Raw genomic sequence first — 16739 nt, 5'->3', positions numbered from 1 at the left:
ATCGGTGACGTTGAACATCACCAGCCTGCCATGACCGCCCTCTCGCAGCGAATTTGCAGAACTCTCAGCACACTACCGGCTACGGCCGGCGTAGGCCGGTCTCGAAAACATCATTTTCGGCTCAGCCTGACCTGAATCTCGGCACACCCTTGGCGGCTAAAAGCCGAGGCTCAATTCAATCCGATAAGCTTGGCGCCGTTGCGGAACAGGGTTTCGGCATCCCGGTCGAAGCGGAAGGTGGCGATGAAATCGTCGGCGCGGTAATCCGGCAGGGTCTTGCGGATCGCGGTCGCAAAAGTTCGCGCCTCGTCCTGGCGGCCGGCCAATGCCAGGCAGTGCGCGGCGATGGCCAGGATGATGACATGGGCATTGGGCCTGGCCGCCGCCTTCAGCGCCCACTCGGCGGCTTCGCTGAACTGCCCCAGCCGCGCATGCGCCATGGCGCGCGCGCCCATCATGCCGAACAGCAGAGGATCGAATGGGCTGAGATGCCGCGAGTGATCGGAGGAGCCGATCGCCGATTGCGGGTCGCCCGACTGCGAATGGACGAAGGACAGCGCGTAGTGACCGAGCGCGAAGTTCGGGCTGAGGTCGACGGCCTTCGCCAGTTCGAGCAGCGAGCCGTCCTGATCGCCGCGCAGCCATAGGGCGCGGCCCATCGCCCAGTGCGCCGCGGGGTTGCGGTCGTCGACCAGAAGGCCGTGGCCGGCGCTTTCGAAGGCCAGCGCCGACTCGCGGTCGCGATCGCCCCAGCGCTGGAAGGCGTTCTGCCAATGGGTGAAGGAGAGGCCGGCATAGGCGCGCGCGAAGGTCGGGTCAAGTTTCAGCGCGTCGGCGAAGAAATGCTGCGCCAGTTCGTTTTCCTGACGGGTGAAGCGGTACATGTGCCAGAGGCCGCGATGATAGGCCTCCCAGGCGTTGAGCGAATTGGGCGCCTTCAGCATAGCGCGGTTGCGCTCGACGGTCGCAATTTCGGCGGCGATCGAGGAAACGATGCTGTTGCCGATGTCGTCCAGGACCGCGAAGACGTCTTCGGGCTTGTGCTCGAAGATTTCGGTCCAGACGATCCTCGCCGTGCGCACCTCGGCCAGCTCGACCGAGACCACGACCCGGCCAGGCAGGCTGCGGACCGAGCCGGTCGCCACATAGTCGACGTTGAGCCGGCGTCCGGCGTCCTCCGGCGCGATGTCCCTCTCGGCCAGAGCGAAGACCGAGCCGCGGGCGATGACGAAGAAATCGCGCAGCTTGGCGAGACGCGTGATGATGTCGTGGGTCAGGCCGTCGGCAAGCCCGCCGCGGAAATTGCCGGCGCCGGCGCTTTCGGTGAACGGCATTACCGCCAGCGAGGCCCGGCGCGCCGCGGCCGGTTCGGTTTCGATGTCAACGATCGGCGGTTGCGGAGCCGGAAAGGGAGGCCCGGCTTGGGCGCATGGCGTCGCGCCGGAGTGGCGGGCTCTGATCTCCTGCCACGCCTCGCGCAGGGGCATGAAATCCAGCTCCTCGGAGTGAAAGAGTTCCGCGGCGATGGCGAGATGCTCCTCGCCGGCCCCAATCTGGCCGCGCCGGGCGAGATTTTCCAGCAGCGCCACATGCGCGCGCCCATCGAACGGCGCCAGTTCCAGCCACTTGTCCAGATAGGCGCCGGCCTCATCGGCGCCCTGCGGGAGAAGGCCGATGATGTGCTCCAGGACGGCGACATGGCATGAGCTGAAACGCCGGCGTTGCGCGATGAGCCAGCTGGTGAAATGCGGGCTCCGATCGAGTTCCAGCCCGTCAAGAAAATCGCCTGCGAAGAGCTGCGCAAGCGCCCGCAGGCGTTCGAGGCCGAGCGTATCGATGCCTTCCGCCGCGGCGGCGGCGGCTTCCATAGCATCCACGCCCGTGTCGCCTAGGCGAAGCGCAACGGTGTCGCCCTCGGTCTCGACCCTGTGCCGGCCCGGTTCGTCGAGCGCGGCGCGAAGCTTGCTCAGGCACCAGCGAAGTTCGCCGCGCGGATCATTGGGCACGTCCCACAGAAGCTCGCAGAGCCGGCTGCGGCTGACGGGGCGTGGCGCGAGCGCAAGGTAGGCAAGCAGTGCGCGCAGCTTGCGCGAGGAAGGCAACTTAACGGGTTCGCCGTTACGGGAAATCGTCAGTTGCCCAAGCAGCCGCACCGACAGGCCGGCGGCGGTGTCGTTCAGGCTCGATCGGGTGGATTCCACGTATGTTTCCACGCTCTCTCCAACGCTGACCAGCTGGTCCATGTTCTATCACCAAAGACGACAGGAAGCATCTGGCAGCCCAGCCGTGCCGGAATGCCGCCGTTGCCGCATTTGCGGCAGGTCAAGCAACCTAGCGCGGCAAGGTGTCGAAACCGCGCCGCCGAAGCCGCCGGTTTGTAACCGGCGCGTGAGACATCGAGGAGAAGAGCCATGTTGCACCAGTTGAAAATAAGGACGACGGCTGGCCGAGGCCGGCTGTTCGACAGCATTCTCGACACGGTCGGCGACACGCCGGTCATCCGCATCAACAATCTCGGCCCGGCGCATGCGACGATCTATGTGAAGGCCGAATTCTTCAACCCGGCAGCCTCGGTGAAGGACCGGCTGGCGCTCAACATCATCGAGGAAGGCGAGCGCAGCGGCAAGCTGAAGCCCGGCCAGACCGTGGTCGAGGCGACCAGCGGCAACACCGGTATCGGCCTTGCCATGGTCTGCGCGCAGAAAGGCTACCCGCTGGTGGTGACGATGGCCGACAGCTTCTCCATAGAGCGCCGCAAGCTGATGCGTATGCTGGGCGCCAAGGTGGTGTTGACGCCGCGTGCCCAGAAGGGGTTTGGCATGTACAAGAAGGCGGTGGAACTCGCCGAGGCCAATGGCTGGTTCCTGGCGCGCCAGTTCGAGACGGAAGCCAATGCCGCCATCCACGAGGCTACCACGGCGCGCGAGATCATCAACGATTTCGCGGGATCGAGGCTCGACGTGCTGGTCACCGGCTATGGCACCGGCGGCACCGTCGCGGGCGTTGGCCGGGTGCTGCGGCGCGAAAGGCCGGATGTGCGGATCGTGCTTGCCGAGCCTGCGAACGCGCAGCTCATCGGCAGCGGCAAGCGCCAAGAGCGCGGTGCGGGCGGTGCGCCAGCCGCCAGCCATCCGGCCTTCGAGCCGCATCCGATCCAAGGCTGGACGCCGGACTTCATCCCCAACGTGCTGCAGGAGGCGATCGACAAGCGCTACTATGACGAAGTGGTGCCGATCGCCGGTCCGGAAGGCATCAAATGGGCGAAAGCCCTGGCGCAGCAGGAAGGCATCTTCACCGGCATCTCCGGCGGCGCCACTTTCGCCGTGGCGCGCCAGATCGCGGGAACCGCTCCGGCCGGTTCGGTGATCCTGTGCATGCTGCCCGACACCGGCGAACGCTACATGTCGACCCCGCTGTTCGACGGCATCGAGGCGGAGATGGATGCCGAGGAGATGGCGCTGTCGCGGTCGACGCCGAGCTGTCAGTTCGAGGCCTGAAGACAATCGCGGCGCCGCTGTCCAGTCAACTGGCGGCGCCGCACGACGATCCAGGAAAGGGGATGCCTCTGGGGGAGGAGCGGATGGACACCTTGCAGGAAACAGCGCTGATGGACGAAACGCTCGATCCGCCCGATTGGGCCGAGATGCAGGCCCTGTCGCACCGGATCGTCGAGGAGGCCGTCGCTTATCTCAAGGATGTCAGGGATCGTCCGGTGTGGCGTGAGATGCCGGCCGAGGTGCGCGCCTTCTTCTCGGCACCTTTGCCGCGCGAGCCTGCGTCCATCGCCGACATCTACGGCGATGTTGCCCGCAACGTGATGGCCTATCCGATGGGCAACATTCATCCGCGCTTCTGGTCCTGGTTTATGGGCTCCAGCAATTTCACCGGCGCGCTCGGCGATTTCCTGGCGGCGATCCAGGGTTCGAATCTCGGCGGCGGCAACCACGCCGCGGGCCTGATGGACAGCCAGGTGGTCGACTGGTGCAAGGAGATGGTGGGCTTTCCGGCCCAGGCCAGCGGCACGCTGGTGAGCGGCGGCTCCATGGCCAACATCATCGGGCTGACCGTCGCACGCAACGTCAAGGCGGGTGTCGATGTTCGCGAAAGGGGTGTCGGCGCGATACCAAAGCCGTTGCGCTTCTATGCTTCGGACCAGGTCCATTCCTGCCATCGCAAGGCGATGGAAGCGCTCGGTCTCGGCAATCGGGCGCTGCAGCGCGTCTCGACCGACGCCAATTTGCGCATCGATGTCGATGCGCTCAAGACGGCCATCGCGGAAGACCGCGCGGCGGGTTTCAAGCCGGCTTGCATCATCGGCACCGCCGGCACCGTCAACACCGGCGCGATCGACGACCTGCAGGCGCTGGCCGCGCTGGCAGCCGAAGAGGACCTCTGGTTCCATGTCGACGGCTGCATCGGCGCGCTGATCGCAATCGCACCCGAAAACGGATCGCTCGTCGCCGGCATCGAGCAAGCGCATTCGATCGCGCTCGATCCGCACAAATGGCTGCATGCGCCGTTCGAGGCGGGCTGCGCGCTGGTTCGCGATGCCTCGGCCCACCGCAACACCTTCGCCGTCACCCCGGAGTATCTGGAATCGACGCCGCGCGGCCTCGCATCCGGGCAATGGCTGCACGACTACGGCCTGCAGACATCGCGCGGTTTTCGCGCGCTCAAAATCTGGATGGCGCTCAAGGAGCATGGGGTGGAGAAGTTCGGGCGCCTGATCGACCAGAACATCGCCCAGGCGGGCTATCTCACGCGCCTGATCGAAGCCGAGCCGACGCTCGAGCTGACGGCGCCGACCACCATCAACATCGTCTGCTTCCGCCGTCGCCTGGAGGGCGCATCGGAGGAACGGCTCAAGGTATTCAACACCGAAATCATGCTCAGGCTGCAGGAAGAGGGCATCGCCGCCTTGTCCGATACTACCGTGCGTGGCCGTCACTGCCTGAGGGTCGCGATCACCAACCACCGGACGCGGCGCGAGGATCTCGATCTGTTGGTGCGCGAGACGCTTCGCATCGGAAAGGAAATCGAGGCTGCGGCGGTACCAGTTTGAGGGAGCGGCCTGGAAGAAATATCTCAGCCGGCTGCCAGCGGCGCGCCCGGCAGATAGAGCATGATCGGCCGGATCTCGTAGACGGCGGTGGGATTGACGCGCTTGAGGTCGCGCGCCACCGCTACCGCCTCGTCCTGGTTCGCGCAATCCAGCACATAGAGGCCGAGCAACTGCTCCTTGGTCTCGGCAAAGGGACCGTCGATCACCATGCCGTCGCCCGGACCGCGCAGCGTGACGGCTTTCGCGGTATCGCCCAGCCTTGCCGCCGGCCCCAGCTTGCCGGCGCGGGTCAGCCTGTCGTTGATCTCGAGCAGGTCTTTCATGAGAGCCGCATCCTCGCCGGATGTCCAGGACTGGACGGTTTCTTCGACGTGATAGGCAAGTATCGCATAGAACATGGTTCGGGTTCCTCGTGCTTGACCCCGAAAATCGGAATCGATTTTTGCTTCGCCGGCCTTCGGTTCGGAAAGGATCATGCACCAAATTGAAGTGCTACAGCGTCCTTTGCGCGTCCAAGAGGACGCGCGGCGCTGCAGGGCGGGCCGCACTATCACAAGGATGGCGCGGCTGATCCAGTCCCGGAGCCAGCCGGAAAAGCGCCTGCTGACTCAAGCTGCCAGCGGCAGGCGCAGCTCCGTCAGCAGGCCGCCACCCGGATGGTTGGAAAGTTTGATCTCGCCGCCGGCACCGCGGGCGATGTTGCGGGCAATGGTGAGGCCGAGGCCGAGGCCGCCGGTCTGGCGGTTGCGCGATTGTTCGAGGCGCACGAAGGAGGCGAACACCTGGTCCAGCTTGGTCTGCGGAATGCCGGGACCTTCGTCGCGGATGGTGAGGGTGACCGTGTTGCCCGACCGCCGTACCCCGATATGCGCCTTCTTGCCGTAGGTGATCGCGTTCTGAACGAGATTGGTGATGCAGCGGCGCAGCGCCACCGGACGCGCGATGCAGACCAGGCCGCGCGATGGCTTGGCGTCCTCGTCGAACGAAGCGCCTTCGAATGCGTCGGCAACCGACTCCACCAGCGACCAGAAATCGATCCGTTCGGCCTTTTCTTCCGTGACCTCGAATTTGGCGAAATCGATCACCGAGCTCGCGATGCTTTCGATGTCGGCAAGGTCATGCGCAAGGGCTTCGCGTGCCTGCGATTTGCGCAGCAGCTCGAGCCGCAGCCGCATTCGGGTCAGCGGTGTGCGCAGGTCATGCGCCAGTGCCGCGGCGAGATATTCGCGGTCCTCGACATAGTCGCGCAGGCGCATCTGCATGGCGTTGACCGCCTTCGCAGCAGCGCGGATCTCGCGGCTGCCGGTCTCGGCTATCGGCGGGCTTTTCAGGTCGTTGCCGATGCGGTTCACCGCGGTTTCCATCATGCGGTAAGGCGCCGTCAGCCGGCGCAGCGACCAGATCGACATCACGACGATCAGTCCCGCTATCAGCGAATAGAGCGGCAGGCTGTCCCAACTCAGGATCGGCCCTGCCGGCGTGATCGGCTCGGTGAAGTTCAGCCATTGTCCGTCGGAAAAGCGCAGCGATGCCGTCAGCTTGTCGCTCTGGGCGAAATCCGCGGCCAGCACCAGAAGATCGCGCTCGACCTGACCGACGTCCTTGTTCATCACCTGGCCGTCCGGAGCATCGGCTTCCTGCGTTGCCGGGTCGCGCCGCACACGGGCGTCGGTGATGCCGAACTTGGACAGGCGGCCGACCAGAATGTCCTCCAGCTCGGCAAGCTGGTCATCGCCGGCGATCGAGGAAGTGACCGCGGGGGTGTCCGAAACGGTCAGCGCAAAGGTGGAATTGAACAGACCGGACGCAGTCGCCTTGCGCCCCTCGGGCGTGGCGTCATGCATCAGCTGCACCAGCGAATAGGCGCGGTCGTTCAGCCGATAGAGGTCGACGATGTCGTTGGCGGCGGCGCGGTCGCGCGCAACGATGTAGAGGGTCGCGACCTGGCTGATCATCAGGCCGGCGATGACGATGAGCAGAACCCAGACGGGCAGGGTTTGCGGCAGGAAGCGTCTCATTCGATGGTCGTTTCGGGCAGAAACTGATAGCCGCCGCTGCGCACGGTGAGGATCAGCTTCGGCGTCTTCGGATCGTCCTCCATCTTACGGCGCAGGCGGCTCACCAGGATGTCGACGCTGCGGTCGAAGCTGTAGCCGGTATCGCCGCCGGAAAGCTCGATCAACTGCTCGCGGGTAAGCACGCGCTGCGCGCTCTTGACGAAGGTATGCAGCAGGTTGAACTCCGCCATCGTCAGCTCCACCCGGACATCGTCGGGCGCCGTCAGCCGGCGGCGCGAGCAATCCATGGTCCAGCCGGCAAAATGGTAGATCTGCTTGGCTGAGGGCCGGCGCGGCTCGGCCGTGCCGTTGCGTCGCAGCACCGCGCGGATGCGGGCGAGCAACTCGCGCGGATCGAAGGGTTTGGGCACATAGTCGTCCGCGCCCATCTCGAGGCCGACGACGCGGTCCGTCGTCTCGGTCACGGCGGTCAGCATGATGATCGGTGTCGTGTAGTTGGCGCGGATCTCGCGGCAAAGCTCCAGTCCGCTTTTACCGGGCAGCATCACGTCGAGAACGATGAGATCGACCTGCGCGCGGCGCAGAACCGCCTCCATCTCGGTGCCGTCGGCGGCGACCGTGGTGTGCAGTCCCCGCTTCTGGAAGAATTCCTGAAGCAGGTCCCGTATGCCCTTGTCGTCATCGACGATCAGTATGTGCGCGTCGGATTTCACGAGAACCCTGTCGTTTGCGTTTGCCAAGCCGTCCTTCGACGATCACCCACACGATAGAATTCGGGCCACATCTTGGCCAGTGGCGGTAGCGGCGTACGGGTTTCCCTCCCAGAAACAATCCAGAAACAAAATTCTACAGTTGGGAAAAACTCGTGAAAAATTTCAAGGGCATAACCGGTGCCGTGGCGGTCAGGTTATCGGCTGCGACGCGAGTTTCCGGAGTAACGGACAAGACCAATGCAGAGGTTCTGGATCAGCGTGATGGGGGCTTTGCTCAGCATGTCGCTCATCACAGCCGCGGCCGGCGCCTCCACTGCAAAGGTGGCGCCGCTGACCCGAACCGAGCGCTGCACCAATCTCAGCCGTCAAGTTGACGAAGCCCTCGAAACCCATGCCGCGGCAACGCAGGTCACCGCGGCGAAGGCACTTCAAAGAAAGGGAAACCGGTTCTGCGCCAACAAGAAGCAGGCACAGGGAATCCGGATGCTCGCGAACGCTTTGAAGCTGCTTGGAGTGACACCGGTCGACCCGGCTCAGTGACGCTCACCTCCTCGACCCGCATGAAAAAGGAAATGAAGCCATGAAGAAGTCCCTCCTCTCCGCACTCGGCCTCGCTGTTGCTCTGGCCTTCTCGATGCCGGCTCTCGGCAACGCCGCCGCCACGACGACCGCTGCTCCGGCTGCCACCACCACGACCACGACCGCTCCGGCTGCCACCGCTCCGGCGAAGGCTGCTCCGAAGAAGGTTGCCGCCAAGAAAGAATGCAAGCCGACCAAGAAGCACAAGTGCCCGGTGAAGAAGTCTGCGAAGATGGCCCCGGCGAAGGCTCCGGCGAAGAAGAAGCCCTGATCCAGGCTTTCGAACGTGATCTTTTCAAAAGCCGCTCCAGCCTGTTTTGGCTGGAGCGGTTTTCTGGTGGTTGAAACCTGACACCGGCAGTTTCCGCCGCGACAACGTCATCCTTAACCCGATCGCAATGCCGGTACAGTAGGACAATCCGCATGAAGAAGCGGCTTTCGTCCCGGATGCGCTCGCTAAGCCTCGGCGGCCTTGTTGCCACCGCGGCGGCAAGAGCGTTGATCATCCTCAAAGCCAGCCCGGTGCCGGACCCCGCCAGCGGCAGAACCGAGCCTGAGCTTTTCGCGCCGGCCATCTCATCGAGCTTCGACTACATCACGCCGGCACAGAGCTGGATCCTGATCTTGCTGACCGGCGCAACGCTGATCGGTTTCGCCGCCTGGGTGGTCACCGCGTTCATGGAGCGCGGTTCCGACATGGACGACGGCGGCTCCGGCAGATCCGGCACGCAGATGCGCCGGCAGGGCCGTTGAACGGCAAGCAGCGCTTTCCCACATAAGGCCGAGCGTCCGCTCGCCGCTACGGCGGGCAAATGGACGAAAGCTTCCTTGCATGACAGAGTGCAAGCGAGAACCCAGTTTCCAACTGGTGGATTCCGATGCCTGAAACTGTCCTCAAACCGCGTACCAAGACACAGCCGAAAACCGAGCGGCCAAAGCTCTACAAGGTCATCCTGGTCAATGACGATTTCACGCCGCGCGAGTTCGTGGTGACCGTGCTCAAGGGTGAATTCAAGCTCAGCGAGGATCAGGCGCATCGTGTGATGATCACGGCGCATACGCGCGGCGTCTGCGTGGTCGCCGTCTTCACGCGCGACGTCGCCGAAACCAAAGCCGCGCGGGCAACCGATGCCGGCAAGGCCAAGGGCTACCCGCTGCTGTTCACGACCGAGCCGGAAGAGTAGGGTTCTCTTTTCCTTCTCCCCTTGAGGGAGAAGGTGGATCGGCGCGCAGCGCCGAGACGGATGAGGGGTGCTCCAGCCGGACGGCAGCCTACCCCTTACCTGGATTGCCATCCGATTTGCGAAGAGCAAATCGGAGCAATCGGACCTCTCCCACAAGGGGAGAGGTAAAAGGCGCTACCGTCCTTCGCGATACCACATCGAGCCGATCGCCAGGAGCAGCAGGCCGAGGCCGAGGAAGCCGCCGAACAGCGGCACGCGCGAAACGGCCTTGAGAGTGCTGTCCTCGGTGGTGCGGAGCCCAATCCAGTCATCGCCCGATGCCGCGCCCGAGGAGCGGATCGGCACGATGGAAGGCAGCGCCACACCGCCGGCAAGACTGCCAAGCGTGGACGACGGAGCGAGCCGGCGCACACTGCCGCCGGTCGCATCCGCCGGCGCCTTCAGCCTGTCCTCCGTGGAAATGACATCGGAGAACTCCGGTGCGTTGATCGGGCCGACATGGGCAAGCGCGGTGAGATCGCCATTGCCCACCTGATAGAGACCGATCTCGCTGGTCTGCAGGCTGCCGGTGAAAATCCCCGGCTCGGATTTTTGCAGCTTGACCGTCATCGTCTTGCCGGAAGGCGTGATCACCTGGGCGGGGCCGGGATCGTCGCTCATCGTCTGGCGCCGGATCTCCAGCACCATGCCGCGCCCGTCGGCGGTCAGCCGCTCTTCTTCCAGTTCGGGTTCCTTCATCAGCCAATGGGCGATACGGCGATAGAGCTGGACATGCGGCCCGCCGCCTTCGAAGCCGCGCGCCCACAACCAGCCCTGGTCGGAAAGCAGCATGCCGACCCGGCCTTCGCCCTTGCGGTCGAGCACAAGCAGGGGTCGGTCGTCGGCCCCTTTCATAACCACCTCGCCTTCAGGATTCTTGACGCCGATGGTGCGGAACCAGCGGCTCCAGTGCGGCGGCTCGGTAGCGGAGCCATCGAGCCCGCGCGTTACGGGGTGGCGCTGGCCGAGATCGGTGAGACGCGGATAGAAGGCTTTGTCGACGACCTCGCCGCTGGGCATCGCCGGCAGGGCCGACATCAGCGGCGTACGGGCAATAGAGCTTTCGCCGGCATATTCGGGACCGGCGGCGATCAGCAGCGCGCCGCCCTTTTCGACATATTCGGAGATGTAATCGTAATAAAGGATCGGCAGCACGTCGCGGTGCTGATAGCGGTCGAAGATGATCAGATCGAAATCCTTGATCTTCTCGACGAACAGCTCGCGCGTCGGGAAGGCGATCAGCGACAGCTCGTTGATCGGCGTGCCGTCCTGTTTTTCCGGCGGACGCAGAATGGTGAAGTGGACGAGGTCGACCGACGCGTCGGATTTCAAAAGGTTGCGCCAGGTGCGCTCGCCGGCATGCGGCTCGCCGGAGACCAACAGCACGCGCAGATGATCGCGAATGCCGTCGACGAGGGCGATGGCCCGGTTGTTGGCGTCCGTCAACTCGCCCGGCTCGTGATCGATTGAAAGCTGGACGATGTTGCGGCCGGCGTTGGGAATGGTGACCTCAAGCTTCATCGGCTGACCGATGGTCGCATGCTCGACCGAGGCCTGTTCGCCATTGACCGAGACCCGCACATCGACCGGACCGCCCTGGCCCGCGGTCGAGATGACCCGATAGGTCATGTCGAGCGGCTTGCCGACGAGACCGAAACGCGGCGCGTTCTCGAAACGGATGCGGCGGTCCTTTTCATGCTCGTTGCCGGTGATCAGCGCATGCAGCGGCGCGTTGAAGTCCGGCGCGCCAGCCGGCGCGTCATGCACCTCGCCGTCGGTGATCATGATCGCGCCGCCGATGCGCGAGGGCGGCACGTCGCGGAAAGCGCTTTCCAGCGCGCCGAACAGCCTGGTTTCGGTGCGCTCGTCGGCAGCCTCGGACTTGCCGGCATCGACCACGCGAACGTCGAATTGCTTGAAACGGCCGAGGCGCTGTTGAAGGCCAGTCAGGGCCTCGTCGGTCTGCTTGTTGCGGTCGCCAATCTCCTGGCTCTGGCTGCGGTCGACGATAACGGCAACGACGCTCTTCAGCGCCTCGCGCTCCTCGTCGAGGAAAACGGGATTGAGCAGCGCAGCACCCAGCGCCAGCAGGGCGATGAAGCGCAGGACCGAGCCGCGCTGGCGGAACCACAGGCCGGCGAGCGCGAGCAGCAAGAGCGGCACGACGACAAGCCCGAACAGCGGCCAGGAAACGAGCGGCTCGAAGGAGATCGACCAGTTCATGAGCTACTGCCCCAGCCGTTCGAGCAGGACTGGCACGTGCACCTGGTCGGATTTGTAGTTGCCGGTCAGCATGTACATCATGATGTTGACGCCGGCGCGGAGCGCATAGACGCGCTGCATCGGATCCGGCGGCACGGTCGGCAGCATCGGATCGCCGTTTTCGTCCACCGCCCAGGCGCCGGCGAAATCATTGCCGGTGATCATGATCGGCGACACGCCGTCGCCGGTGCGCACCGGACGGTTCTCGGTGTTGCTGGCATCGAGCGAGGTCTCGACCCAGAGCGGGCTGCCGTTGAAGCGGCCGGGAAACTCGGGAAGGATGAAGAAGGATTTCGTCAGCACATGGTCCGACGGCACCGGCTCCAGCGGCGGTACGTTGAGATTGGCGAGGATATCGCGCAGCCGCTCGGTGGCCGGGCTTGCCGAGCCGGCGCCGATGCCGTTGGAGAACTGGTCTCGCGTGTCGAAGAGAACCGTGCCGCCTTGCTGCATATAAGCATCGATGCGAGCGATCGCAGCTTCGCTTGGCATCGGCGCGGTGGCGTCGATCGGCCAATAGATCAGCGGATAGAAGGTCAGCTCGTCCTTGGAGATGTCGACGCCGGCCGGCGGGCCGGGCTCCAGCGCCGTCTTCTCGACCAGGAAGCGGGTCAGGCCTTCGAGGCCGGCGCGGCTAATCGAATCGACGCCGGGCTCGCCGGTGATGACATAGGCGATGCGGGTTTTTGAAATGTCCTCAATCGCCTGGGAATCGCCGGGCTTCGAATCGTCCGCACGGGCGAGATCGGCATGGCCGAAGAGACCGCCGAACACAATCAGTACGGCAGCGGCGGTCGCCGCTGCTCGGCGCGGCCGGCGCGACCAGAGCCCGCCCATCCATAAGACGGCAAGCGTGTCGAGCACCATCAAAAGGAGAGCAGCCGTGACCAGTGGGCCCTTCAGGTTCTCCGATTCGTCGAAGGCATAGGGGATGGCGCTCACCGGCAGCGAGACCTGCGGCTGAGCGAGCGGCGTGAAGGTGCTCGAGGCGTTGAGCAGGTTATGGGCGAAGACGCCGGTCTCCGATCCGTATAGCCCCGGCGGGTTTTCCAGCGTCACCGGCAACGGGCCGGCGCCCGGCACGAGCGGCCGCGCGTCCGGCGTCGGCGGCACCAGCGTGCCGTCGGCGCCGATCATGCGATAGGGCGCCAATGACGCGGCGGCGGCCTCGGCATTGGCGACCGCGGCGCCCTGGTTGCGCGACAATTGCACGACGCGCCTCAGCATCTCGACGAAGCTGCCTGAGATCGGCAGGTTCGACCAGGTCGCCTCCGGCGTGACGTGGAAGAGCACGAGCGTGCCCTGGTCCTTCTTCATGCCCGTAACCAGCGGCGTGCCGTCGGCCAGCGTCGCCCAGGTACGTTCGACGATGTCGGGCGTGGGCTCGGCCAGCACCTGCCGGCTGACCGTCACCTCGGTCGGCGGCGCGAGATCGGCGAAGGGGCCATTCTTCGGGAATTCGGTGACCTGCTGCGGCGTGGTCCAGGACAAGGCGCCGCCCAGCGCGCGTTCGCCGCTGCGCAGCCGGACCGGCAAGAGGTCGTCGTCATTGCCGGCGGCGGCCAGCCTTGAACCGGCAAAGCGCACCAGCGTGCCGCCACTGTTCACCCAGTCGACCAGCCGTTGCCGGACCTGTTCGGGAATGTTGCCGACATCGGCCATGATGATCATCGCCGGCTTCTGGTCGAGAAGCTGCGGGATGGCGTCGGCCAGATCGGCGCTCGACGGCTCGACCAGATCGGCGAAGGGCTGCAGGGCGCGGCGAATGTAATAGAGCGGCGAAAGCAGCGGCTGCGCCTGGTCTGCCTCGGCCTGCGACAGCAGTCCGACGCGGCGGCGCTTGGAGCTTTCGTCGAGCACGCGCACGGCCCCGGCCTGGTGCGCGCCGTCGAGCGCGACCGAGGCGAAGTCGTTGCGCAGCTCGAAGGGCACCGTCATCGTCCCCGTGGCCGTGATTTGACCCGGCGCGAAGGTCAGCGTCGCGTCGGCGATGCGGCGGCCCTTGTCGTCGAAGGCGCCGGCGGTTACCTGGGCCGGCGCTGGATCGCCGGGCGCGCGAATAGCGGTCAGCGCGAAGCCGTCGACCTGGTTGTCGGCGCCGATCAGGCCGGTCAGCGAAAGCCGGTCGGACGTGGCCCAAACCAGCCGTGAGGCGTTTTTTTCCAGAAGCGTCTTGAACGCCGCTTCATCGCCATTGGCGGCAAGGCCATCGGCAAGGACGGCGACGCTGGCGCCCGGCAGGCGCTCCAATGCTGCGGCGACGCGGGCATAGACGGCAGGGCGGTCGGTCGGGATCGGGCGCGGCTTTGCCGCGCGCAGGCGGTCGAGCGCGGCCGACGCATCGAAGGGGCCGATCTCTGCATTCGGCTTCTCGGCGGTGAAGGCGATGACGACCGGCACGCCATTCGAGCCGGCATCGGCGATCAGCCGCTCGGCGGTGGCGACCCGCTTGCCCCAGTCGGCCGCACTTGCCCAGTCATTGTCGATGACCAGCGCCAGCGCCGAGCCTTCCGCCGGCAGCTTTTCGCGCGGATTGAAAACCGGCTCGGCGAGCGCGGTGACCACAAGAGCGGCCATCAGCAGGCGCAGCAATGTCAGCCACCAGGGGCTTTGATGCGGCGTCTCCTCGCGCCTCAGGACGCGGGCGAGGATCCGCAGCGGCGGAAAGACCTCGGTCTGCGGCCGGGGCGGCGTCAGCCTCAGCAGCCACCAGATAACCGGCAGGGCCAGCAGACCCCACAGCACCATCGGCGCGCCGAAGGAAAGCGGCAGCCAGCTCATCCGACCGCCTTTCCGGCATGACCGCCGCCGGCGGTCAGCCCAGTATAGCCGCCGCCGGCAGTCAACCCTGCACGACTGCCGCCAACAGTCAGCCCCGGGCGGCTGCTATCGGCGGTCATCGCCATGTGGACGCGTACGAGCGCTTCGGAAGCGAGGCGGTCGGTGTGGTTGACGGTGAAACTCCAGCCGAGGCGCTTGCACCAGCCGGCCAGCTCCTGGCGGCGGGCGGTGTAGAGCAGGCGGTACTCGTCCTTAAGCGTCTCGGCGCGGCCGGCGGTCAGCTTGTCGCCGGTCTCGGGATCGGTGAATTCGGTGCGGCCGGCATAGGGAAAGGTCTCCTCGGCCGGGTCGGCGACCTCGATCAGATGCGCTCGAACGCCGTGACGGGCGAGCACGTCGAGCCAAGCCATCGTCTCCTCGACCGGATCGAGGAAATCGCTGACGATGACGATGTCGCAGAAGCGGCGGATGGCCGAGAGATCGGGCTTGGCCGGCAGTTCGCCGGCATGGCTGAGCTGGGCCGCGATGCGTTCGGCACCGTTGCGGGCGGTGAACGGGTCGGTGAGGCCCGGCCAGGCGATGCGCTCGCCGCTGCGCGACAGAAGCTCGGCCAGGGCAAGCGCCAGCACCAGCGCGCGCGACTCCTTGGAAACGCCGGCCCCCGCCGACTTGTAGAGCATGGAGGGGGAGGGGTCGGACCAGAGCCAGACGGTATGAGCCGCCTCCCACTCGCGGTCGCGCACATAGGTGTGGTCGTCACGCGCCGAGCGGCGCCAGTCGATGCGCGAGGAATCGCCCTCGACATAGGGTCGGAACTGCCAGAAATTCTCGCCGATGCCGCGCTTGCGGCGGCCGTGCCAGCCGGCGATCACGGTGTTGACGATGCGGCGCGCCTCGACCAGCAGGTCCGGCACCAAAGAGGCCCGCAGCCGGCCACGGGCGAGCGCGTCGCGCGTCGCAACCGGTGCCTGGACCTCGCCTATTCGACCCATCAGATGCCTTTTGCCAGTTTCGCCACCACGTCGCGCACAGAGGTGCCTTCGGCGCGGGCAGCGAAAGTCAGCGCCATACGATGCTGCAGCACCGGCTCGGCCAACGCACGGATATCGTCGACCGACGGCGCCAATCTTCCATCATATAGGGCGCGCGCCCGGGCGCACAGTGTCAGCGCCTGGCTGGCGCGGGGACCCGGACCCCAGGCGACGTGCTTGTCGGTGTCGGCATCGCCCTGACCCGGGCGGGCCGAGCGCACCAGCTTGAGGATCGCCTCGACGACGCTTTCCGGCACCGGCATGCGGCGGATCAGGGTCTGGATTTCCTTCAGCCTGGACGGCTGCAGAACGTTGTCGGCCTTGGCCTCCTCGACACCGGTGGTTTCGAGCAGGATGCGGCGTTCGGCCTCGATATCCGGGTAAAGGATGTCGACCTGCATCAGGAAGCGGTCGAGCTGCGCCTCCGGCAGCGGATAGGTGCCTTCCTGCTCCAACGGATTCTGTGTCGCCAGCACATGGAAGGGCGAAGGCAGGTCGTAGCGGGCGCCGGCGATGGTGACGTGGTATTCCTGCATCGACTGCAGCAACGCGGACTGGGTGCGCGGCGAGGCGCGGTTGATCTCGTCCGCCATCAGAAGCTGGGTGAAGATCGGCCCGGAAATGAAGCGGAAAGAGCGCTTGCCGAACTCGTCCTGCTCCATCACTTCCGAGCCGAGGATATCGGATGGCATCAGGTCGGGCGTGAACTGGACGCGGCGGGAATCGAGACCGAGCACGATGCCAAGCGTCTCGACGAGCTTGGTCTTGGCGAGGCCCGGCACACCGACGAGCAGCGCGTGGCCGCCGGCAAGCAGCGCCACCAGCGTGCGCTCGACGACGGCTTCCTGGCCGAAAATCACGCGGCCTACGGCGTCGCGGACCTTCGAGATGTCGGCCAGAGCCTTCTCGGCCTCTTCGATCATCGCCTTGTCGCTCAACGGACTTTCCTTGATCATCACGCTCATGCCGTTCGATCCTTGTGGTTGGAAACACCGGCCTGCACTCTCAAAGTCGCAGAATGCCGCGATTCGGCCTCGCCTGGCGCCTGCGATTGAACTTAAATCACAGAC

At 65.5% G+C, this 16739-nt stretch carries 14 protein-coding genes; 6 read left to right on the top strand and 8 right to left on the bottom strand.

Annotated elements, in window-relative coordinates:
- Positions 1-170 precede the first annotated feature (170 nt).
- Positions 171-2243 carry a transcriptional regulator gene (locus P9236_RS12915; protein WP_278074996.1) on the bottom strand — a complete coding sequence of 691 codons (2073 nt, stop codon included), beginning with the start codon at positions 2241-2243 and terminating at the stop codon, positions 171-173.
- A gap of 168 nt (positions 2244-2411) precedes the next feature.
- Between P9236_RS12915 and P9236_RS12910 the strand changes: the two genes are divergently transcribed.
- Positions 2412-3497, top strand: a complete 1086-nt coding sequence (locus P9236_RS12910; protein ID WP_278074995.1) for a pyridoxal-phosphate dependent enzyme — start codon at positions 2412-2414, stop codon at positions 3495-3497.
- Between the two features lie 83 nt (positions 3498-3580).
- Positions 3581-5062 (top strand): aspartate aminotransferase family protein, encoded by a 1482-nt coding sequence (locus tag P9236_RS12905; RefSeq protein WP_278074994.1) that lies wholly within the window; start codon positions 3581-3583, stop codon positions 5060-5062.
- Between the two features lie 23 nt (positions 5063-5085).
- Here the strand turns inward: P9236_RS12905 and P9236_RS12900 are convergent, their stop codons facing one another.
- The 3 genes from P9236_RS12900 to P9236_RS12890 all read right to left on the bottom strand — a co-directional run bounded on the left by P9236_RS12900 (position 5086) and on the right by P9236_RS12890 (position 7793).
- Positions 5086-5460, bottom strand: a complete 375-nt coding sequence (locus tag P9236_RS12900) for a YciI family protein (protein ID WP_278074993.1) — start codon at positions 5458-5460, stop codon at positions 5086-5088.
- 210 nt (positions 5461-5670) lie between these two features.
- Positions 5671-7080, bottom strand: coding sequence for an ATP-binding protein (locus P9236_RS12895; protein WP_278074992.1), 1410 nt, complete (start codon positions 7078-7080; stop codon positions 5671-5673).
- Positions 7077-7793: a response regulator transcription factor gene (locus P9236_RS12890; protein WP_278075008.1), complete on the bottom strand. Its 717-nt coding sequence runs from the start codon at positions 7791-7793 to the stop codon at positions 7077-7079. Before P9236_RS12890 ends, P9236_RS12895 begins: the two co-directional genes overlap by 4 nt.
- Positions 7794-8030: 237 nt before the next feature.
- On the opposite strand from P9236_RS12890, the gene P9236_RS12885 reads away from it, so the two are divergent.
- The 4 genes from P9236_RS12885 to clpS all read left to right on the top strand — a co-directional run bounded on the left by P9236_RS12885 (position 8031) and on the right by clpS (position 9556).
- Positions 8031-8333: a hypothetical protein gene (locus P9236_RS12885; RefSeq protein ID WP_278074991.1), complete on the top strand. Its 303-nt coding sequence runs from the start codon at positions 8031-8033 to the stop codon at positions 8331-8333.
- 40 nt (positions 8334-8373) lie between these two features.
- Positions 8374-8643, top strand: a complete 270-nt coding sequence (locus P9236_RS12880) for a hypothetical protein (RefSeq protein WP_278074990.1) — start codon at positions 8374-8376, stop codon at positions 8641-8643.
- A gap of 152 nt (positions 8644-8795) precedes the next feature.
- On the top strand, positions 8796-9125 hold the full coding sequence (locus P9236_RS12875) for a hypothetical protein (protein ID WP_278074989.1): 330 nt from the start codon (positions 8796-8798) through the stop codon (positions 9123-9125).
- 125 nt (positions 9126-9250) lie between these two features.
- Entirely contained in the window at positions 9251-9556 is a 306-nt protein-coding gene (gene clpS / locus P9236_RS12870) for an ATP-dependent Clp protease adapter ClpS (RefSeq protein WP_040989718.1), read from the top strand.
- A gap of 174 nt (positions 9557-9730) precedes the next feature.
- Here the strand turns inward: clpS and P9236_RS12865 are convergent, their stop codons facing one another.
- Genes P9236_RS12865 through P9236_RS12850 form a run of 4 tightly spaced genes read right to left on the bottom strand, consistent with a single transcriptional unit; the run spans position 9731 to position 16634 of the window.
- Positions 9731-11818 (bottom strand): hypothetical protein, encoded by a 2088-nt coding sequence (locus P9236_RS12865; RefSeq protein WP_278074988.1) that lies wholly within the window; start codon positions 11816-11818, stop codon positions 9731-9733.
- A gap of 3 nt (positions 11819-11821) precedes the next feature.
- Positions 11822-14638: a DUF4159 domain-containing protein gene (locus P9236_RS12860; RefSeq protein WP_278074987.1), complete on the bottom strand. Its 2817-nt coding sequence runs from the start codon at positions 14636-14638 to the stop codon at positions 11822-11824.
- A complete protein-coding gene (locus tag P9236_RS12855) occupies positions 14635-15630 on the bottom strand; it encodes a DUF58 domain-containing protein (RefSeq protein WP_278074986.1) in 996 nt (331 codons plus the stop codon). The genes P9236_RS12860 and P9236_RS12855 overlap by 4 nt, the downstream gene beginning before the upstream one ends.
- Positions 15630-16634 carry a MoxR family ATPase gene (locus P9236_RS12850; RefSeq protein WP_278074985.1) on the bottom strand — a complete coding sequence of 335 codons (1005 nt, stop codon included), beginning with the start codon at positions 16632-16634 and terminating at the stop codon, positions 15630-15632. Before P9236_RS12850 ends, P9236_RS12855 begins: the two co-directional genes overlap by 1 nt.
- Between the last annotated feature and the right edge of the window lie 105 nt (positions 16635-16739).

Source organism: Mesorhizobium sp. WSM4884, assembly GCF_029625675.1.
GTDB lineage: Bacteria > Pseudomonadota > Alphaproteobacteria > Rhizobiales > Rhizobiaceae > Mesorhizobium.
The sequence above is the reverse complement of the archived record's forward strand: the minus strand, read 5'-3'. Positions and strand labels throughout refer to the sequence as shown.